This is a genomic window from Pseudoalteromonas sp. SR43-5, from assembly GCF_014163835.1.
In the GTDB taxonomy this organism is placed as follows: domain Bacteria; phylum Pseudomonadota; class Gammaproteobacteria; order Enterobacterales; family Alteromonadaceae; genus Pseudoalteromonas; species Pseudoalteromonas distincta.
In genome coordinates, this window is the sequence record NZ_JACJEA010000012.1 from 1 (window position 1) to 18,594 (window position 18,594).

The following is an 18,594-nucleotide window of genomic DNA, read 5'->3' on the forward strand; positions in this document are numbered from 1 at the left end:
GGCCAATATTTTAGCCCAGCCACTTCGCGAATTACATAGTGTGATTTTAGGGTTATTAAAGCCAGGTGGTAAAATTGCCATGTCAGGTATTTTAGAAGAACAAGCACAATCGGTTGCTGACATTTATGCACCGTTTATTGAACTAGATGACATTGCCGTTGAAGGTGATTGGACTCGAGTAAGTGGCACTAAAAAGTGTAATAAATCGAACAATCAAATCTAGAGTATTAACTCAAAACATGCATGTAAAGCCTGTATTTAACAGGCTTTACTATTTTTTTACATATCAAAAAATTTTCTAGTTATCTTGTAAAAAATAAAATCTGTATGAATTTCAAACAAATCAACCTACTTGTCATGTGGTTATCAAATGTCAATACGAAAAGGGCAAAAAAAAGTTACTTTTGTTCAATTTATAGCCTTTGATTTTTGTGAAAAAAACCGTAAACTTAGCGCCCCTTGAAAAGAGGCCTATTGAATATAGTGCGTATCGGTAAATACCAACTTGAGAATAATGTAATTGTCGCGCCAATGGCAGGCATTACAGACAGACCATTCAGACAACTTTGTCGACGCTTAGGTGCGGGCTTAGCTGTGTCTGAAATGCTATCGTCAAATCCTAAGGTTTGGAAAACAGAAAAGTCGATGAACCGTATGGATCACAGCGGTGAGTCGGGTATACGCGCGGTGCAAATTGCAGGAGCAGATCCTGAGCTTATGGCGCAGGCCGCACAATTCAATGTTGCTAATGGTGCACAGATCATAGATATCAATATGGGGTGCCCAGCAAAAAAAGTGAACAAGAAACTCGCAGGCTCTGCCTTATTACAGTTTCCTGAACTTGTGGAAGAGATTATTGATGCAGTTGTTAATGCTGTTGATATACCTGTGACACTTAAAATCCGTACAGGATGGGATCCGGATAACCGTAATGGTGTAGAGATTGCGAGAATAGCTGAACGTTATGGCATTGCATCACTTGCTGTACATGGGCGTACGCGCGCATGTATGTACAAAGGTGATGCTGAGTACGCCACGATTAGGGATATAAAACGTTCAGTGTCGATTCCTGTTGTTGCCAATGGTGATATTACATCACCAGAAAAAGCAAAACAGGTTTTAGACTATACGGGTGCAGATGCCATTATGATTGGCCGAGCCGCCCAAGGTCGCCCTTGGATATTTAGGGAGATAGACCACTATTTGCGAACTGGGGAACATTTACAGCCACCTGCTATTGCAGAGGTGCGCAGTATATTAATGGAGCATTTAACAAACCTCCATATGTTTTACGGTGAGCCAATGGGAGCGCGAATTGCTCGCAAACATGTATCTTGGTATTTGCAAACCCATGACAGTGATGGTCAGTTTAGGCGAGTATTTAATGCGCTCGACAACCCACAGGCACAGGTCGTCGCATTAGAGCAATACTTTAAAACACTAGCAGCTAACTAAGAAAGAAAGAGACTTAATAATGTTCGAACAAAACGTGACTTCTCCATTTATCACTAACCCTCATGTTCAGTCACACGAGAAACCGCAGCCATTGCGTGATGCAGTAAAAAAAGCTGTTCACCACTATTTAAAGCAGCTTAACGGTCAAGATGTGCAAGACGTTTACGACCTTGTTCTTTCAGAGCTAGAAGCGCCATTACTTGAAGAAGTAATGACATATACACGTGGTAACCAAACTCGTGCAGCAATTTTACTAGGTATCAACCGTGGTACTTTACGTAAAAAGCTTAAAAAATACGGCATGAACTAATACCAATTATATTGAAAGCGTAAGTATTCTAACGAGCTAAACAAGCCCATAACGTCGCTAAAAGTTTTTTATGTAGAATAACTACACTGCAAAATTTTTGCCTTGTTATAGACTTGTTTTTCTATCGTTATTACTACTTACTAATCCAATACAACTGGTATTATGCAAAAAAAGCACCTTAGGGTGCTTTTTTTATGCCTACAGTTTATTAACTAAATTGCAAAATGCTCACGCTTATTGAGCCTTTATAAGTCGTTTTTTGAGTAGTAATCAGTTAAAATGCCCGCTTCTAAGCTAGCTCATTAACTGAGGAAATCAAACTACAATGGATACTCATCGTCCCATTCGTCGCGCACTATTAAGTGTGTCTGATAAAACCGGTATTGTTGAATTTGCCCGCGCACTTGAAGCGCAAGGCGTTGATATTTTATCAACTGGCGGCACATGTAAACTACTTGCTGATAACGCCATAAAAGTGACTGAAGTATCAGATCACACAGGCCACCCTGAAATCATGGATGGTCGCGTAAAAACTCTTCACCCAAAAATTCACGGCGGCATATTAGCCCGTCGCGGACAAGATGAAAGCGTAATGGCAGATAACAACATTTCTGCTATCGACATAGTTGTAGTTAACTTATACCCCTTTGCGAATACAGTCGCTCAAGAAAACTGCAGCCTTGAAGATGCCATTGAAAATATTGATATTGGCGGCCCTACAATGGTTCGTGCAGCCGCTAAAAACCACAAAGATGTAACAATCGTGGTAAACGCGAGCGACTACGACCGTGTTATTAGCGAAATGCAAAACAACAATGGTTCAACAACGTACAAAACACGTTTTGATTTAGCGATTGCCGCCTACGAGCACACTGCACAATACGATGGCATGATTGCTAACTACTTCGGTAAAATGGTGCCTGATTACACCGAGGAAGCTGCTGTAGAGACTAAATTCCCACGTACTATCAATATGCAGTTCACTAAAAAGCAAGATATGCGTTACGGTGAAAACTCACATCAAGATGCTGCTTTTTATGTTGAAAATGACATTGCTGAAGCATCAGTTGCAACAGCAACTCAATTGCAAGGTAAGGCCCTTTCGTTTAACAACATTGCAGATACCGATGCAGCACTTGAATGTGTTAAAGAATTTGACGTACCTGCGTGCGTAATTGTAAAACATGCTAATCCGTGTGGTGTTTCAATTGGCGACAATATTCTACAAGCATACGAGCGCGCTTTTAAAACAGACCCTACATCAGCATTTGGTGGCATTATTGCCTTTAACCGAGAGCTAGATGCAGCAACTGCACAAGCAATTGTTGACCGTCAGTTTGTTGAAGTAATTATTGCACCTAGTATTTCGAGCGACGCTGCAAAAATTGTTGAAGCTAAAAAGAACGTGCGCCTATTAGAATGTGGACAGTGGACAGGTAAAGCAGCTGGCCAAGATATTAAACGCGTTAACGGCGGTATTTTAGTTCAAGACCGCGACTTAGGCATGGTAACGCAAGGCGACTTAAAAGTTGTTTCTAAGCGCCAGCCTTCTGAGCAAGAACTTAAAGATTTACTGTTTTGCTGGAAAGTAGCTAAATTTGTTAAATCAAACGCAATTGTTTATGCCCGTGACGGTATGACCATTGGTGTAGGCGCAGGCCAAATGAGCCGCGTATACTCAGCTAAAATTGCAGGTATAAAAGCCGCCGACGAAAACCTTGAAGTTAAAGGTTCAGTTATGGCGTCTGACGCATTCTTCCCATTCCGTGATGGCATTGACGCAGCCGCAGCCGCTGGCATTACTGCGGTAATTCAGCCTGGTGGCTCAATGCGTGATGAAGAAGTGATTGCAGCTGCTGATGAAGCTGGCATGGCAATGGTACTAACTGGTATGCGCCATTTCCGCCACTAATCACACAAAGGGTTAAACGTTGGTTTAACCCTTTTTGTTTGCTATAAATTCACGTATTCTGATTATTCAATAACCTATTTAAAATTATAATGTGAAGGAACAAACAATGAAATTTGCGCTAAAATCGCTACTTGTAGCCACACTAACAATGACATCGACTATGGCGCTTAGCCATAACCACGAATCAAGCCTTGAACATGCACTTCAATCAAGCGAACGCAGTGCTAAAAACAGCGCTCGTGATGAATATCGTCACCCAGCTCAAACACTTGCATTTTTTGGCTTTAAACCAACCATGACAGTTGTTGAAATTGCACCCGGTGGTGGTTGGTATAGTGAAATTTTAGCGCCAGCATTAAAAGAACAAGGCACTTATTTTGCCGCGCACTTTCCTGCTGATTCATCAGTTGGCTACTACCAACGCTCTCTTGCAGGCTTTAAACAAAAAGTAGCAGAAGATGAGCGCTTTAGTAGCGTTAAAATTACTGAGTTTGCACCTGTAACACATTTAGATATTGCGCCAGCTGGCAGTGCCGATATGGTTTTAACATTTCGTAATGTACATAACTGGTATATGGGCAAAGATAAAAGCGGTGCACTAAGTGCATTCCAAGCTTTTTATAAAGCCCTTAAACCAGGCGGTACATTAGGTTTAGTTGAACACCGTTTAGCTGAAGAGCGTGCTGATGAAGATCAAAAAACATCAGGTTATATGAAGCAAAGCTACGTAGTAGACCTTGCTGAACAAGCTGGGTTTGAATTAGTAGCAAGCAGTGAAATAAATGCAAATCCAAAAGATACAGCCGATCACCCTAAAGGTGTATGGACGCTACCACCAAGCTTAAGACTCGGCGAACAAGATGCTGACAAATATAAAGCCATTGGTGAAAGCGACCGCATGACGCTGAAATTTAAGAAACCGCTTTAAATAGGAATTTTCGCCATGAATGTTTTAGTCATTGGCAGCGGCGGCCGCGAACACGCACTTGCGTTTAAAGCCGCTCAAAACACCAAAGTAAATACTGTATTTGTAGCCCCTGGTAATGCAGGTACTGCACTTGAACCAAAACTTGAAAACGTAGCAATAAACGTTGACGACTTAGATGGTTTACTTAGTTTTGCACAGCAAAATAAGGTAGAGCTTACTATTGTAGGTCCAGAAATACCGTTAGTACTGGGTGTTGTTGATAAGTTTCGTGAACATAACATGGCTATTTTTGGACCAACGGCGGGCGCAGCTCAGCTTGAAGGTTCGAAATCGTTTACTAAAGACTTTTTAGCACGTCATAAAATCCCAACGGGCGACTACCAAACGTTTGAACAAATTGAGCCTGCCCTTGCTTATTTAAAAGAGAAAGGCGCGCCAATTGTTGTAAAAGCAGATGGTTTGGCTGCGGGTAAAGGCGTAATTGTAGCCATGACGGAGGCCGATGCCGAAGAAGCTATTCGCGATATGCTTGCGGGTAATGCTTTTGGCGATGCGGGAAGTCGTGTTGTTATTGAAGAGTTTTTAGACGGTGAAGAAGCGTCTTTCATTGTAATGGTTGATGGTAAAAACGTATTACCATTTGCAACAAGCCAAGATCATAAACGCGCTTACAATGGCGATGCGGGTCCTAACACGGGTGGCATGGGTGCATACTCACCTGCGCCAGTTGTTACTGATGAAATCCACCAGCGTATTATGAACGAAGTGATCTACCCTACGGTAGAAGGCATGGCAAGCGAAGGCCATCCGTACACCGGCTTTTTATATGCAGGTTTAATGATTGACGAAACAGGCACCCCTAAAGTAATTGAGTACAATTGTCGCTTTGGCGATCCTGAAACTCAACCAATGATGCTACGTTTGCAATCAGATTTGGTTGAATTGATTGAAGCTGCTAACCGTGTAGAACTTGATAAAACAACAATTGAGTTTGACCCACGCGCAGCCGTTGGTGTTGTACTTGCCGCTAAAGGCTACCCTGGTGATTACCCTAAAGGTGACGCTATTTCGGGGCTAAAAGTGGATTACCCTGCAGGTGAAAAAGTGTTTCATGCGGGTACTAAACAAAGTGGCAATGACGTTGTAACCGCAGGCGGTCGCGTATTATGCGCAACAGCACTTGGTAACACTGTTACGCAAGCGCAGCAACGCGCCTATGAGCTTGTTAAACAAATTAGCTGGGATGGTATGGAATATCGTACAGATATAGCTTACCGTGCTATTGCACGCGAGCAATAGCCTATAATACCTATTCATTGGTATAACCAATTAATTTAACTAAAAAAGCGCAGTTTCCCTGCGCTTTTTTAGTGCTACACTAATTAAAAGGTTTTTTAAAAGTAAATTAACGTTGGAACTAAGAACTTTACGTTACCATGCAATTGCTGTTGCCATACTGATTTTTATATTTTTTATAATCAGTACATTGGCATCAAACTTAGTCGTGCCTACACGATATACAATTGATAAAACGGCTCCAATGTACCTCGATTACGCCTACTATATTGACGAAACCAAAACTAAAACATTCGATACCATCATTAACCAACCTGAATTACTTACTCATCAACCATTTTCAGATGTTCCATGGAGCTTTAGCCAACAAAATTATTGGTTGTTTCTTGATTTAGAAAATAAAAGCCTTAACAAGCAAAATGTTGTAGCACATTTTGACAACCCTATGGTCGATCACCTTACGGTTTATCGCCTCGATAAAAATAACAAACTAGTTGAAACATACAAACTCGGCGATAAAGAAGAAGCCCTCTCTTTATTTGAATACAGCGTGCCGCATATTCGCTTTTTAGTAGAAAGAAAATCATCACAACGCCTAGTAATAAAAATAGACACAATAGGCATAAGTAAAACACCTGTAAACTTGTATCGTGATAAAGAGTTTATTGACTTAGTGCGCTCTCAAACTGGGATCTGGGGTATTTTTGTAGGCGTGCTATTGATGGCTGCGCTTTACAACTTGGTCCTTTATTTTGGTATAAAAGACCGTGTTTATTTAATTTATATTGGCTACATCGTCAGCGCTATTACACTAATGGGTGCAGTACTGGGCTTTGGTTTTTATTTATGGCCTAAGCAATGGCAGCTCTTTATTCACGAACAAATTGTGTTTAGTAATTATGGGGTCGCCTTTTTCACCCTTGCTTTTTGCACCATGTTTTTGCGCTATCATAAAGATAAATGTTGGCGTTACAAAATGAGTATAGCTCTACTTTGGCTTATGTTTACTCTTGCTGTATGTAGCTTGTTTATTCCTGAAAATATAGCGGCTCCTATATTTTTTGGTGTAATGGTACTGCTTTATATTACTTGTATTATTTTAATATATAACAAGTTACGCAGTGGTTTTAGGTGGGCTAAGTTTTATGTTTTATCATGGATACCGCTAATTTTTGGTGCGGCAATTCAACCTATGGAACTCACTGGTGTTTTACCGTATACCTTTGCAACCCGCCATGCCTTTTTAGTCGCTATTTTGTGCGAAGTTATTTTAATGGCGATGGCATTAGCAGACAGGGTAAGGTATCAGCGAGAACGTGCGCTTTACCATGCCACGCATACACAACAAACACGATTACTTAATAGCTCCAAGCTAAAACAAGCATTTATGGCACTACAGAGCCAAAATCGCTCAACAACGTTGTGTTTAATAAAAATACGTCACTTTAATTCACTCAATACGATTATTACCTCTTCTCAGGGCTACACACTTATAAAGCATATAGCCAAAGAGCTTGAATTAGAACTCAGCCATGAACGTGAATTTACAAACCTCGAAACAGATTTAAACACCAGTCCTCGCTTAGCCGATTTAAGCAGTGGTGTATTTGCCTGTATTTCTACAAAAACACAAAACCAAGAAATGCTAGAAGCACTACTGACTAAAATAATTAGTAGCTTACCAAAACAATATGAAATTAAAGGGCTAAACCTGCAGCTTAGTTACAGTATAGGTATTAGTAGTGCAGGTAAAAGTAACGACTTTGAATATTGGTTAAAGCGTGGTTATTTAGCGCTTAAAAAAGCAAAAGGTAGCGTTAATCAAGTTGGGTCATCGTCAAACGGTAATAATCTGATGATGGACGTTGCTCTAGCCGCTAAGCTGCAACAAGCAATCAAAACAAATCAACTGGCGCTTTATTACCAACCTCAAATAAACTTATTAAGTAACCACGTAAGTGGTGCTGAAGCTTTATTACGTTGGCCCGACCCAACTTACAGCAACTTATCAATTGAAGAGCTAATAATACTTGCTGAACACACAGGTATTATTAACGAGCTAACACTGTGGGTAATAGAGCAAGCCTGTAAAGACATAGTTGAGCTTACAAAAAATGGCTATAACGAGCACACAATTAGCGTAAATTTAAGTGCTAAAAACTTAACCATAAATAACTTAGCCGAAAAAGTAGAAAATATTTTAATTAAATACCAAGTGCCGGCACACTTACTTAAATTTGAACTAACCGAATCGGCCTTCGTAGATAGTCAAGATGCACTTATAAAGTTAGTTGATGAGTTAACCGCATTAGGTATTAAAGTGGTACTGGATGACTTTGGGACAGGCTACGCGTCACTTAGCTACTTAGTTAATTATCACTTTAGTGAGCTTAAAATAGATAAGTCATTTGTTTTTGATTTGCCTAATAACCCAACTCACCAAGTTATTGTACAAACAGCCATTGATATGGCGCATAACCTCAATTTATCAATAACAATTGAGGGGGTAGAAACCCAAGAAATCCATCACTTGCTCAAAGATATGAACGCTGATTCCGCCCAAGGTTATTTATACGCAAAAGCACTGCCTTACACCGACTATTTACACTTCTTAAAAAGCCAATATAGCTTAAAAATGTTAGACTCCTCTTTTTAACATCTTTAGGGGCCAAGTAAAGATGCAAGGCACACTGCGTAAACTAAAATCGAGCTTAACCGAACCAGTACAATATCACTTACCTGTAGGTGAACACTTAGTAGACTTAAATGCATTTATAGGTAAGGAGCTTACGCTTACCTTTAGTGGCACTATTTTATGTTCTAACTGCGGTAAAAAAACCAAAAAAAGCTATTCTCAAGGTCACTGTTTTGTATGTATGCGCAAGCTTGCTAGTTGCGATATGTGCATAATGAAACCAGAAACCTGCCACTACGATCAAGGCACTTGCCGAGAGCCGCAGTGGGGCGAAGAAAACTGCATGATCCCACACTATGTATATCTCGCTAATACCTCAGGTTTAAAGGTAGGTATTACCCGCCACACACAAATACCGACTCGCTGGGTTGATCAAGGCGCCACTCAGGCATTACCTATTTTTAAAGTGCAAACTCGCCTGCAATCTGGTTTAGTAGAAGTTGCATTGGCTGAATTTATTGCCGACAAAACTAATTGGCGCAATATGCTAAAAGGTCAAAACGACGCAATTGACTTAAAAGCAGCGGCAGCCGAGCTGATCCCACAAATTAGTGAAAAGCTAAACGAGCTCAGTGAATTATTTGGCGCAACAGCAATAGAGCAACTTGATGAAGATGTGGTTGATTTAAACTTTCCAGTAACCGAATACCCAACAAAAATCAGCTCATTTAACTTTGATAAAGACCCTGTTGTAAGTGGTGTTTTACAAGGTATTAAAGGTCAGTACTTAATCTTTGAAAAAGGCGTTATTAATATACGTAAATTTACGTCTTATGAAGTAACCGTAGGCTAACGGGCCATGTTAAACAGCTACCCACAATTATTGGTTATTTATAATGAGCTTGAGATAGCCCATAACCAACAAGAGCAACAAGAATGCTTGCACAGCGTTACGCAAAGTGAGCTAAGCGATGCGCGAGTACTTAACAAGCAAGGTGACTACCTTAATTTACAAGGCACTGTTTGCCCTAAATTGAATGGCGAGCAACTAGCACAGCTTGTTACAGCTTACTTATTAAATGAAGGGCAATGCTGCCTTGGTAAAATCAAAACCCTAAGTACTGCGCAGGCGTTTGATTTACTAGGACTATAAACACTCTCTTCATTTAAACCTCAGTAAGCACTTTTATATGCGCTACAGCACTGCGACCTAAAGCTGATAGCGCATAGCCACCTTCTAAATACGAAATAACCCCTTTACAACCGCCCTCTTTAGCAACACCACATAGTTGCTCGGTAAGCCAAATATAGTCATCCTCTACAAACTTTAAGCTTGCCATATCATCTTCTAGGTGAGCATCGAACCCTGCGCTTATAAAAAGTAATTCAGGTTTAAACGCTTTTAATTTTGGTAGCCATTGCTGAGCAAACACCTCTTTTAAATCGTCGCCATTACTGGCAATTGGCAGAGGTGAATTAACTATATGGCTATTATTTTTAACCGCTGTATTTGGATAAAACGGATACTGAAATAACGAACAAAGCAGTACATTTTCGTCATCAATAAAAATATCTTGCGTGCCATTACCGTGGTGTACATCAAAATCCGCAATAGCAATGCGCTTAACCCCTTTGCTTTGTGCGTACTTAACAGCAATAGCTAAGTTATTAAACACACAAAACCCAGATGATGAGTTTTTATTAGCGTGATGCCCTGGCGGGCGTACTGAGCAAAAAGCAGCATCGAGTTTATCGGCAAGTATTTCATCAACAGCTAACAACCCCGCACCTACTGCACGCTCAATCGCTTTAAATGAATCGGGGCACAGCCACGTATCGCCATCTAAATTAGCCAGCCCTTCTGTTGGTAGCGTATTTTCTACGTGTTTAAGTAAAGCTTCATCGTGAGCAAGTAAGTAATGCTCACGCTCGGCCTTGGGTGCTTGTAGGTGTGTTAAGCCAACATCTACGCCGCTGGCAAGTAATCGGTCTGTTATGGCATCTAAGCGTTCTGGGCACTCGGGGTGGTCGTCTATCATTTTATGCTTACGGCAATGAGGATGAGAAATAACAGCGGTACGCATAAAAAGTCCCTTACAAGGTGTAAAAACTTAATATAGCAAAGCCACCGATGGGTGGCTTTGCGACTTTGGTTTATATCAATACTTTAAATATCATTATTAACTATTTTGCTTTTAAATGTAGGTTTCTAAAGTCAAAGCTAAAGTCGGTCACTTGTGTTGATACCGCACGCATTTTGGCACTGTTTACACGATTTTGTGAGCTCATTTCAAAACGAATAAACGCATCCGCCTCAAGTAGCTTTTCATCCCACTTAACAATAAATGTATTACCAGTGTAATGCTCAAGAGTGCCTTTCAAGCGTTTAGTGTGCGTAAAATCAATGCGTAATTTACCATCTAACTGCTCAATAATTACATCGCCATACCAATCATCGTGTAATGTACCGGTGTAATTAATGTTTGGTAATTGTGGTTGGTAGTCAGCGGGGGCTTCTGGTTTTGCATTAACATACGCTTGTTGTTTGCCTTCAAAATGGCTTTTAGCTAAATCCTCTACCCAGTCTTTATCTTCAAGCTCAAGTGCATCTTCAAGTACTTCATGGGTTACCGCCGAAAGCGCACCAAAAGCTTGTTGATTAGATAAAATAACAATACCAAGTTTTTTCTCAGGCAATAAAGTAACTTGCGATACCATTCCTAAAATACCACCGCCATGACCTAGCTTTTTAAAGCCATGGTAGTCTTCAATGCTCCAGCCTAACCCATAACCCCTAAACTGCTGATGATACGATTCAAACGCACTTTTAGACGCCATAGATGTAATATGTGGGTGCCACATTTGCGCTTGTTGCTTTTCACTAAATAGCTGCTCGCCACTTGGCATTTTACCGCCTGCTAATTGCGTACGAAGCCATTGGCTCATGTCGCTTACACTTGATGCAATGGCGCCTGCGCCTCTAAAGTCCTCAAGGTAGTTCACAAAAAATGGATGAAGCGTGCCATCCATAGGAATATGACCTGTCGCCCAGTTTTTATTACTTTTTGGAATACGTGAAAAGCCCGCGCGTGAGTTATCCATGTGCAGCGGCTGTAAAATATTTTTTTCGATGTAATCGTTCCAGCTCATACCCGATACGCGTGCAACCACTTCACCAGCGGTAACAAACATCAAGTTGTTATAAGCGTACTTACTACGAAAACTGCTCGCTGGTTTTAAATACTGTAATCCCGCTAAAATTTCATCAACTGATTTATCGGTACTTGGCCAAATCATTAAATCGCCTTGCCCAAGCCCAAGCCCACTGCGATGGCTTAATAAGTCACGAATACGCATTTCGCGTGTTACGTACGAATCGTACAATCTAAACTCTGGTAAATGATCAATTACGCGATCATCCCAGCTTAATTTACCTTCATCAACCAACTTTGCCAGTGCCGCAGTAGTGAATGCTTTTGTGTTTGAAGCAATACCAAATAAAGTGTCTTTGTTTACTTTTTTGTTGGTATCGAGATTAGTTACACCAAAGCCTTTAGCAAATATTACTTTATCGTTTTCAACAATGGCAACTGCCATACCGGGTACGTCAAAACGTGCCATTGACGCTTTAATTACGTCGTCAATTTTGTTGGTATCAACTTGTGCCCAGCTGCTAAACGTAGTGCCTGCTAATAGTGCAATTGCGGCAAGTTTGGTTAATTTCATATCAATCCTATTTTATTATTTTTGATGAACTGCAAATTCAATTGCTGCGCGCTCTTGATTGGTGTCGCTTTTTTGTGCGCGATTTAATATGGCATCACTGTATTCTTTTGGTACGCCCGCTTCAAGTGAACCGCGATGAACGTGTTTTATGTACCAATCATATGGGAGTACATTGCTGTCATGGGTATTAGCTATATAACAATGTGCGGCTACAGTCTCACCCGTTAAAAGCGTTGGGGCTATATCTACACAATCGTAACCTACGCCCTCAATACCATCTAAAATAGCTTTTTCTTCTTCATTGAGCTCATAAATAACGCCGTAAACCAATGCATTTTCTTTATCGCTTGGACAAATACTGCATTTACCTGAGCCATCTTTAAATAGCATATCAAAAGTAAGCTCGTAGCCTTTAAGTATCGCAGTTCCTACACGCTTTACATTGGGCAAGCGCGCTAACAAACGATTAGATGACATATTAGAACCAAACGAGAAATTATATAGCGGCATTTTTATCTCCTGCGCTTTTTGAATAAGTTAAATAACAACACGTACTGCAAGTGCAATTAAAATAATGCCAATTCCACGGTCAAACCAATAACCGCGTTGTTGGAAAAAGCCCCTTACATTATCGCGAGAAAGCATCATTGAAAGCATTGAAAACCACGCCCAAGTAGCCAATGCCATGTACACGCCGTAGCCGACCTGTACGCTAGTAGGTGTTGTTGGGCTAATCACGAGTGTAAATAACGACATAAAAAATAACGTGGCTTTTGGGTTTAATGCATTGGTGAAAAAGCCGCGCCTAAAAGCCACCCAAACGGGTTCCTCTTGAACGGTTTTGTTTTCAACATCTTTTACAGCCTCGCCTTCATTACTTGCAGGCGGTTTTGCAGCTCTAAGAGCTTGTACGCCTAAGTAAGCTAAATATGCACCAGCAAGGTACTTGAGCGCCATAAATAAACTAGGCGATTGCGTTAAAATAAGCGCAACACCTAAAACACAATAGGCAACGTGCAGTAAAATAGCAGCGCCAACACCTGCGCTTGTCCACAATGCATTGCGCCTTCCTTGTTGCACACTTTGCTTAAGTACTACGGCAAAGTCAGGCCCTGGGCTTGCTACTGCAAAAAAATGAGCAATAACAATCAGTAAAAATTCATCTAAGTATTCCACGCAGATCCTTGCTAGTTTGGCGAATAAGCTAATAACAGCGGGTTGGCCGAGTTATTTACCAATGCTTTAATTTCTTTTTGTGCTTTTTTAAACTGGCCACGTAAATGCGGCTTTAAATGCTTTTTAGACACTTTATCGTTTTTAAAGTAACTAATTAGGGCATGCATAAATACCGTATGCGTTTCACTTAACTTAGCTTCACGGTTAGCGTATGGGTTATAGCAAGAGCCACACCCGCCTTTAAACTGATACACCGTATTACTCATCATCACACCAAACCCTAAAAAACAAGCAAGTGCATCAGCAGCTTGTGGTAAATACTCCCTACCACCTGGCGGTAGCACCCCAACGTGATGAATAAGTATGGTGGCCAGAGTACCTGCATAACTAGCCACTAAATCTTGTGGCTGATTAATCTGGTTAGGATTAAAAGAAATATTAATCGTATGGCTTGGCGGCACAATTAAATGGCTGCCTTCGCCACGTATTTCATTGCTAAATTCAAAGTGTGGAAAAACTTGCGGTTGTAATTGCTGCGGTGCAACTAGTTGGATAGGCCATGCGTTCATACCCGCGTAATTAGTAACGCGGTTAAAAACATTACTCGCCATTTCTTCAATGCTCGATACCGAATCAGGGAAAAAAGTGGCTGTTGGCAGTATTATTTGAGTGTGCTTTGTAAAAAACTCAGCATCAAAGTTTTCTACAGCCCAAATAAATGTATCAATAAGCCATTGCTGTTCTTGCTGCTCTAATAATGGCTTTGATTTAAATAAAGCTAACATAGTGTGCTCTTTTAGGTTTTAGTTTAGGTGCTTACGTAGGTGCTAACTTAGTCTTTTTGTGTAAGCGCCCAGTCCCACGCTTGAGTATTGTATAACGGCACTGTTGATAGCGCATGGTGGTGGCTACCACTGGACTCTTTAGTTGAGTACGATAAGTACAATAAAGTACGATTTTCAGCATCGTAAATACGACGCACTTTTAGTGATTTAAATAATATACTTTTAGATGATTTAAAGATCACTTCGCCCGACTTGCTACGGTCTATTTTTTGTAGCTGCTGCGCTGTAATTGGCCCCGTTTGACGACACGCTATAGACATATCAGAGGGATCAGAAAAGTCCAAATTAGCCTCTATATGACTAATATGACAAGTAACGCCCTCAACAATAGGATCTTGCTGCGAATTCACCACAACATCTTTAGTTGTAAATAACCCAAGGCTTACCGAAGCAACATCGTCAGAGCAAGCACTTAACGTAACAATTGCACCTGCAAGTAAAGCTAAACGTTTAAATTTTTGTGGTAATTTCATACTTATCCTTAATCAATATATAGGTAACTTAGTAGATAAGTTACTAAGCGAAGGTTCACCTGTTTGTTTTTATACTAACATCAAAAATAAATACGACTAAATTAGTTTAAAGTAAAGATTTTAGATAGCTCAGGGTTTAGTGACCCCTCTTGTATTTGGTACAATTACCTCTCGCTCATGCAGTAACTCATAATAGGAAACGCCTAAATGCCGCACATTATTATTGAACACTCAGAAGACCTCCCCGTTTTACCTCAAGTACTGGTAGAAAAAATTCATACAACCGCTTTCGAAAGTAACTTGTTTGAATTAGAAACCATAAAAACACGTGCTATTGCTTATCAGCAATATCAACTTGGCGCAGGAAAATCAGGGTTTATACATATCGCGGTACATATTTTGGCAGGACGCTCAATTGAGCAAAAACAAATGTTAAGCGAACTGCTACTTTCATGTTTAAAAACATATTGCAGAGCATCAGACAGTCTAAGCGTAAATATTTACGATATTGAGCATGAGATATACCGTAAAAATTAGTTAACTCTTGTAGCTTTGAGCAATAAAAGTAAACACTAGTAAGTAAAAAGCCCCAATAGGGGCTTTTTTGTCTTCTGACATTAAATGCTGATCACTGTCACTTATAAAGCAAAGCATCTGATCTAACGCTGGAATTTAATAGTGCATTCGCACTATTCCAAATTTAAGAAAGCTTAGCTTAATCTATGGATTAACTTTATTTAGATTACGTTTATTCTTAGGGGTAACTAAAGAATAAAAATTACACAATATTAAATTAATGTAGCTTTAAATAATTTGGATAGATATTTACTTGGGAAATTTGTAAAAGTGGTGGCCCCTCCCAGACTCGAACTGGGGACCTAACGATTATGAGTCGTGTGCTCTAACCAACTGAGCTAAGGGGCCAACTTTATATAACTGCTAGGCAGTTAATTTTTGAAGCGTTCAGTCACAGAGCGACTAAAGCGGGTTGCAGTATAAAAACTTTTTAGGTGCTTGTCACTACCAAAAACCTTTATTTTAACAATCAACAAGCTAACTGCTTAAATAGTAATCTTTTAAGTGGGCATTAACATAAAATGTAAGATATTTACCGTGCTATTCACTGCATTAAATTATAAACAAAACCTATCCCATATAGTCTTTTATATTTAACCCTCTACTTTTTAAGCAAAGCTAACATATATGTGTAGGCATACAAGGCTGTAAAAAATATGCTTGGGGCTACTGTCAGTGCCAGATTAGGTGTCTGATTAACTACATTCACCATAATCACTAAGCTCGATTGAACAGTAATCGGAATAATAGGCGCAAAAAGTACGCCTGCTATTTTTTTATTACTTAAATACGAGGCGCTAGAGTTAATTGCATTATTAAAACTTTGTCGTATTGCGACGTTTTGTGGTGTTTTAGAATGAAACATACAAATAATTGGAGTTACGAACGCAAGCGTTACATAACTAAACTTATACTTGTTGACGACCTTTTCTAAAATAAAGGTAAAAAACAGCGTTACAAATCCACTATACAACCCTTGCACTAATGCAGCTTGAAAAGTGACCGATTTAGCAATGTCTGCCGCACTATTTGCCCTGAAGGCCCAACTAAAATAAAAAATGAATGACACAACGCCTGACATTATAAGTCGAATATTCAATTAACTACCTCAACATGCCTAAAAACCTAGTTTAATGATAACACTAGAAGTGAAGGTAATATTGTCACTAAATAATAAGGTATTTGATTGTATATTATAGATGTATAAACACACTAATGTTGAAGATTTCCTAAATGGCATCAAATCAGAATCTGAGCGCGACTGTTAGCTGGAAAGCTTATTAGTAAACAATAAGTATAGTTTTAAAATAATATTGGGAGTGAGTTAAGGAAGTGAATTAATGGGTTGAAGAGTTTTAAAAAATGGATTTAATCTAAAAACTCTCTAAAAACTAATATTGTGAGCCGATCGGTACTAAAGTATTTAGCTAAACCTCAGTAGTCGGCTTACACAATATATAATCTGTCATTATTTTTTCGCAATAATGTAGATTGCATGTATTAACCCTGGGAAATAACCTAGCAGTGTTAATAGAATATTTAACCAAAAATGCATACCTAAGCCAACTTGCAAAAACACACCTAATGGCGGTAATAAAACCGAAAGTATTATACGAATAATATCCATGATCAAACTCCATTTAAATTAAACATTGAAAAGACTTAAAGCCCAGTATTACTGGGCCTTAACTATACTGTATTATTCAGCAACAATAGCTAGTTTATCAACTACGTCGCGAACATCTTCAGCATTTTTAGCAATTTTAACTGCTAGTTGCTTTTCAGCTTCAGACTCTACAGAGCCATTCAGAGTTACCACACCGTTGTCGGTATCAACATCAATGTCTGTACCACCTACTTCTGAGTCAAACAGGAAGCGAGTTGTGATTACAGTGGTGATTTTAGCGTCCGTTAGGTCGTTATCATCATCGTCCATCATGTCGTTGTTTTTATCTTCGGTGTCCATGCTTTTAACAACAGTAAGGCTGTTATCAACATCAGTTACACCATCTAGGCTAAGTACAAGTTCTTCTGCTAGCTCTTTATCGAGTTCGCTATTAACTTTACCTGTAAGTACTACCTTGCCATTTTTTACATCAGTGTTAATGTCAAAGTTGTTTAGATTAGTGTTCATAAGTAGAACGGTTTCTGCCTTACCATCAATCCAAGCATCTTTACTTTCGTTTTCCCAGCTGTTTGCTTGGGCACCCATAGCCGTAGTACCAAGAACTAGAGCTGCGATAATAGATTTGTTAAATGTTTTCATAATCTTTCTCCTTTTGATTAAAGACACTTTAACTAATGCGAGCTTCAGGCCAACTTTATTTATACTTAAAATTCAAAGGCTTGAATTAATTAAAAGATAAAACCTTATCTATGTTTGTGTAACTATTTACAGGCTACTCGGTAAAACTTTCTCAAATAGTGAAAATAGCTAGATAATTGCTCTTTTGGTTAATCTATCGTTAATATAACAAAACAAAAAACACCGTTAAAAAATAACCAATTGATAATTAATGAAATTATATTTGGTACGCGGTTTGCAGCCTAACTACAAGAGCAGTATCAATAGTAAATATAATAAGGAATAACTCATGTCTGTAAAAGTTGAAGACCGCCCAATAGAGCAAGTACGCGAACAAGTGATTGATCAATTAATTTATAATTACAGTCATGGTGTTATTTCTGTTGATGCATTCGAAAGACGTTTAGATAATGCGATGGATGCACCTAATAACGAAGCTCTGCTAGCCTTAGTAGAAGACTTAACACTTAATACCGATCAGCAATATAAAGCAGAAAAACAATCGCAATTTACACCACATTATAGTGCACAGCAAAACAGTGATGATGATTTTACATTACGCAGTATTTTAGGATCTAACGAGCGAAGTGGTCAGTGGGTTGTGCCAAAAAATATATATTTGAGTAACTTTATGGGATCGGTGGTGCTTGATTTTACCGATGCTATTTTTGCGCATCAAAATGTAACTATTCACGTTAACTGTATTTTTGGTAGCGATGAAATTTACGTACCAGAGCATGTCAATGTAGTGTCTAAAATGTTTTGTATTTTAAGTAGCCTTGAAAATAAATCTGTGTCGCTTAACAAACGCCAAGGCCCTACAATTCATATTGAAGGAAAGGCAGTAATGGGCTCAGTCGAAGTAAAAATAAAGCGCACAATTAAAGAAAAATTTATGAGCTTTGCTAATGAGCTAAAAACACAACTTGGCGCTGGAAATAATCGTTCATAAAGCTT

At 39.4% G+C, this 18,594-nt stretch carries 20 protein-coding genes and 1 tRNA gene; 11 read left to right on the plus strand and 10 right to left on the minus strand.

All coding sequences use genetic code 11. The features are described 5' to 3' along the window. The 9 genes from H5090_RS08745 to H5090_RS08785 all read left to right on the plus strand — a co-directional run. Positions 1-223, plus strand: a 223-nt coding sequence (locus tag H5090_RS08745) for a 50S ribosomal protein L11 methyltransferase (RefSeq protein ID WP_182695494.1), incomplete at its 5' end; no start/stop codon positions are given. Positions 224-483: 260 nt separating this feature from the next. After that, the gene (dusB, locus tag H5090_RS08750) at positions 484-1,455 is read left to right on the plus strand and encodes a tRNA dihydrouridine synthase DusB (protein WP_024603689.1); all 972 of its coding nucleotides are present in this window, start codon (positions 484-486) and stop codon (positions 1,453-1,455) included. Positions 1,456-1,474: 19 nt separating this feature from the next. Next, entirely contained in the window at positions 1,475-1,765 is a 291-nt protein-coding gene (gene fis / locus H5090_RS08755; RefSeq protein WP_002957804.1) for a DNA-binding transcriptional regulator Fis, read from the plus strand. A gap of 325 nt (positions 1,766-2,090) precedes the next feature. Further along, positions 2,091-3,677 carry a bifunctional phosphoribosylaminoimidazolecarboxamide formyltransferase/IMP cyclohydrolase gene (gene purH / locus H5090_RS08760; RefSeq protein WP_024603688.1) on the plus strand — a complete coding sequence of 529 codons (1,587 nt, stop codon included), beginning with the start codon at positions 2,091-2,093 and terminating at the stop codon, positions 3,675-3,677. A 106-nt stretch (positions 3,678-3,783) separates the two neighbouring features. Next, entirely contained in the window at positions 3,784-4,605 is an 822-nt protein-coding gene (locus H5090_RS08765; protein WP_024603687.1) for a class I SAM-dependent methyltransferase, read from the plus strand. A gap of 15 nt (positions 4,606-4,620) precedes the next feature. Then, the gene (purD, locus tag H5090_RS08770; protein WP_138489712.1) at positions 4,621-5,904 is read left to right on the plus strand and encodes a phosphoribosylamine--glycine ligase; all 1,284 of its coding nucleotides are present in this window, start codon (positions 4,621-4,623) and stop codon (positions 5,902-5,904) included. Positions 5,905-6,016: 112 nt separating this feature from the next. Then, entirely contained in the window at positions 6,017-8,557 is a 2,541-nt protein-coding gene (locus H5090_RS08775) for an EAL domain-containing protein (protein WP_182695495.1), read from the plus strand. Positions 8,558-8,579: 22 nt separating this feature from the next. Continuing rightward, entirely contained in the window at positions 8,580-9,389 is an 810-nt protein-coding gene (locus H5090_RS08780) for a DUF2797 domain-containing protein (RefSeq protein ID WP_024597548.1), read from the plus strand. Positions 9,390-9,395: 6 nt separating this feature from the next. Continuing rightward, positions 9,396-9,689 (plus strand): hypothetical protein, encoded by a 294-nt coding sequence (locus H5090_RS08785; RefSeq protein WP_182695496.1) that lies wholly within the window; start codon positions 9,396-9,398, stop codon positions 9,687-9,689. A gap of 13 nt (positions 9,690-9,702) precedes the next feature. Here the strand turns inward: H5090_RS08785 and H5090_RS08790 are convergent, their stop codons facing one another. From H5090_RS08790 to H5090_RS08815, 6 genes are all read right to left on the minus strand, one after another. Then, complete coding sequence (locus H5090_RS08790) at positions 9,703-10,620, minus strand: histone deacetylase family protein (protein WP_076925013.1); 918 nt, start codon at positions 10,618-10,620, stop codon at positions 9,703-9,705. Positions 10,621-10,720: 100 nt separating this feature from the next. Further along, the gene (locus H5090_RS08795; RefSeq protein ID WP_024605482.1) at positions 10,721-12,262 is read right to left on the minus strand and encodes a serine hydrolase; all 1,542 of its coding nucleotides are present in this window, start codon (positions 12,260-12,262) and stop codon (positions 10,721-10,723) included. Between the two features lie 15 nt (positions 12,263-12,277). Continuing rightward, the gene (locus H5090_RS08800) at positions 12,278-12,772 is read right to left on the minus strand and encodes a gamma-glutamylcyclotransferase family protein (protein ID WP_182695497.1); all 495 of its coding nucleotides are present in this window, start codon (positions 12,770-12,772) and stop codon (positions 12,278-12,280) included. Between the two features lie 27 nt (positions 12,773-12,799). Then, positions 12,800-13,438, minus strand: a complete 639-nt coding sequence (locus H5090_RS08805; protein ID WP_182695498.1) for a LysE family transporter — start codon at positions 13,436-13,438, stop codon at positions 12,800-12,802. Positions 13,439-13,449: 11 nt separating this feature from the next. Continuing rightward, entirely contained in the window at positions 13,450-14,223 is a 774-nt protein-coding gene (locus tag H5090_RS08810) for a hypothetical protein (protein ID WP_002957816.1), read from the minus strand. A 47-nt stretch (positions 14,224-14,270) separates the two neighbouring features. Then, positions 14,271-14,756 (minus strand): CreA family protein, encoded by a 486-nt coding sequence (locus H5090_RS08815; protein WP_002957817.1) that lies wholly within the window; start codon positions 14,754-14,756, stop codon positions 14,271-14,273. Between the two features lie 207 nt (positions 14,757-14,963). On the opposite strand from H5090_RS08815, the gene H5090_RS08820 reads away from it, so the two are divergent. Then, positions 14,964-15,293 (plus strand): 5-carboxymethyl-2-hydroxymuconate Delta-isomerase, encoded by a 330-nt coding sequence (locus H5090_RS08820; RefSeq protein WP_002957818.1) that lies wholly within the window; start codon positions 14,964-14,966, stop codon positions 15,291-15,293. 310 nt (positions 15,294-15,603) lie between these two features. Here the strand turns inward: H5090_RS08820 and H5090_RS08825 are convergent. The 4 genes from H5090_RS08825 to H5090_RS08840 all read right to left on the minus strand — a co-directional run bounded on the left by H5090_RS08825 (position 15,604) and on the right by H5090_RS08840 (position 17,598). Beyond that, a tRNA-Ile gene (locus H5090_RS08825) sits at positions 15,604-15,680 on the minus strand. A 253-nt stretch (positions 15,681-15,933) separates the two neighbouring features. Continuing rightward, positions 15,934-16,431: a hypothetical protein gene (locus H5090_RS08830; protein ID WP_259395074.1), complete on the minus strand. Its 498-nt coding sequence runs from the start codon at positions 16,429-16,431 to the stop codon at positions 15,934-15,936. A gap of 369 nt (positions 16,432-16,800) precedes the next feature. Beyond that, positions 16,801-16,959, minus strand: coding sequence for a YqaE/Pmp3 family membrane protein (locus H5090_RS08835; RefSeq protein WP_002957822.1), 159 nt, complete (start codon positions 16,957-16,959; stop codon positions 16,801-16,803). A 72-nt stretch (positions 16,960-17,031) separates the two neighbouring features. Beyond that, complete coding sequence (locus H5090_RS08840) at positions 17,032-17,598, minus strand: BON domain-containing protein (protein ID WP_182693927.1); 567 nt, start codon at positions 17,596-17,598, stop codon at positions 17,032-17,034. A 328-nt stretch (positions 17,599-17,926) separates the two neighbouring features. Between H5090_RS08840 and H5090_RS08845 the strand changes: the two genes are divergently transcribed. Beyond that, on the plus strand, positions 17,927-18,589 hold the full coding sequence (locus tag H5090_RS08845; RefSeq protein ID WP_076924056.1) for a LiaF domain-containing protein: 663 nt from the start codon (positions 17,927-17,929) through the stop codon (positions 18,587-18,589). Positions 18,590-18,594: the final 5 nt, after the last annotated feature.

Excerpts from the sequence above, each read along its gene's own strand:
- purH (WP_024603688.1), top strand. The coding sequence starts at position 2,091 with ATGGATACTCATCGTCCCATTCGTCGCGCACTATTAAGTGTGTCTGAT.
- H5090_RS08785 (WP_182695496.1), top strand. The coding sequence starts at position 9,396 with ATGTTAAACAGCTACCCACAATTATTGGTTATTTATAATGAGCTTGAG.
- purD (WP_138489712.1), top strand. The coding sequence starts at position 4,621 with ATGAATGTTTTAGTCATTGGCAGCGGCGGCCGCGAACACGCACTTGCG.
- H5090_RS08820 (WP_002957818.1), top strand. The coding sequence starts at position 14,964 with ATGCCGCACATTATTATTGAACACTCAGAAGACCTCCCCGTTTTACCT.
- H5090_RS08810 (WP_002957816.1), bottom strand. The coding sequence starts at position 14,223 with ATGTTAGCTTTATTTAAATCAAAGCCATTATTAGAGCAGCAAGAACAG.
- H5090_RS08765 (WP_024603687.1), top strand. The coding sequence starts at position 3,784 with ATGAAATTTGCGCTAAAATCGCTACTTGTAGCCACACTAACAATGACA.
- H5090_RS08795 (WP_024605482.1), bottom strand. The coding sequence starts at position 12,262 with ATGAAATTAACCAAACTTGCCGCAATTGCACTATTAGCAGGCACTACG.
- H5090_RS08835 (WP_002957822.1), bottom strand. The coding sequence starts at position 16,959 with ATGGATATTATTCGTATAATACTTTCGGTTTTATTACCGCCATTAGGT.
- H5090_RS08790 (WP_076925013.1), bottom strand. The coding sequence starts at position 10,620 with ATGCGTACCGCTGTTATTTCTCATCCTCATTGCCGTAAGCATAAAATG.
- H5090_RS08840 (WP_182693927.1), bottom strand. The coding sequence starts at position 17,598 with ATGAAAACATTTAACAAATCTATTATCGCAGCTCTAGTTCTTGGTACT.
- fis (WP_002957804.1), top strand. The coding sequence starts at position 1,475 with ATGTTCGAACAAAACGTGACTTCTCCATTTATCACTAACCCTCATGTT.
- H5090_RS08815 (WP_002957817.1), bottom strand. The coding sequence starts at position 14,756 with ATGAAATTACCACAAAAATTTAAACGTTTAGCTTTACTTGCAGGTGCA.
- H5090_RS08800 (WP_182695497.1), bottom strand. The coding sequence starts at position 12,772 with ATGCCGCTATATAATTTCTCGTTTGGTTCTAATATGTCATCTAATCGT.
- H5090_RS08845 (WP_076924056.1), top strand. The coding sequence starts at position 17,927 with ATGTCTGTAAAAGTTGAAGACCGCCCAATAGAGCAAGTACGCGAACAA.
- H5090_RS08780 (WP_024597548.1), top strand. The coding sequence starts at position 8,580 with ATGCAAGGCACACTGCGTAAACTAAAATCGAGCTTAACCGAACCAGTA.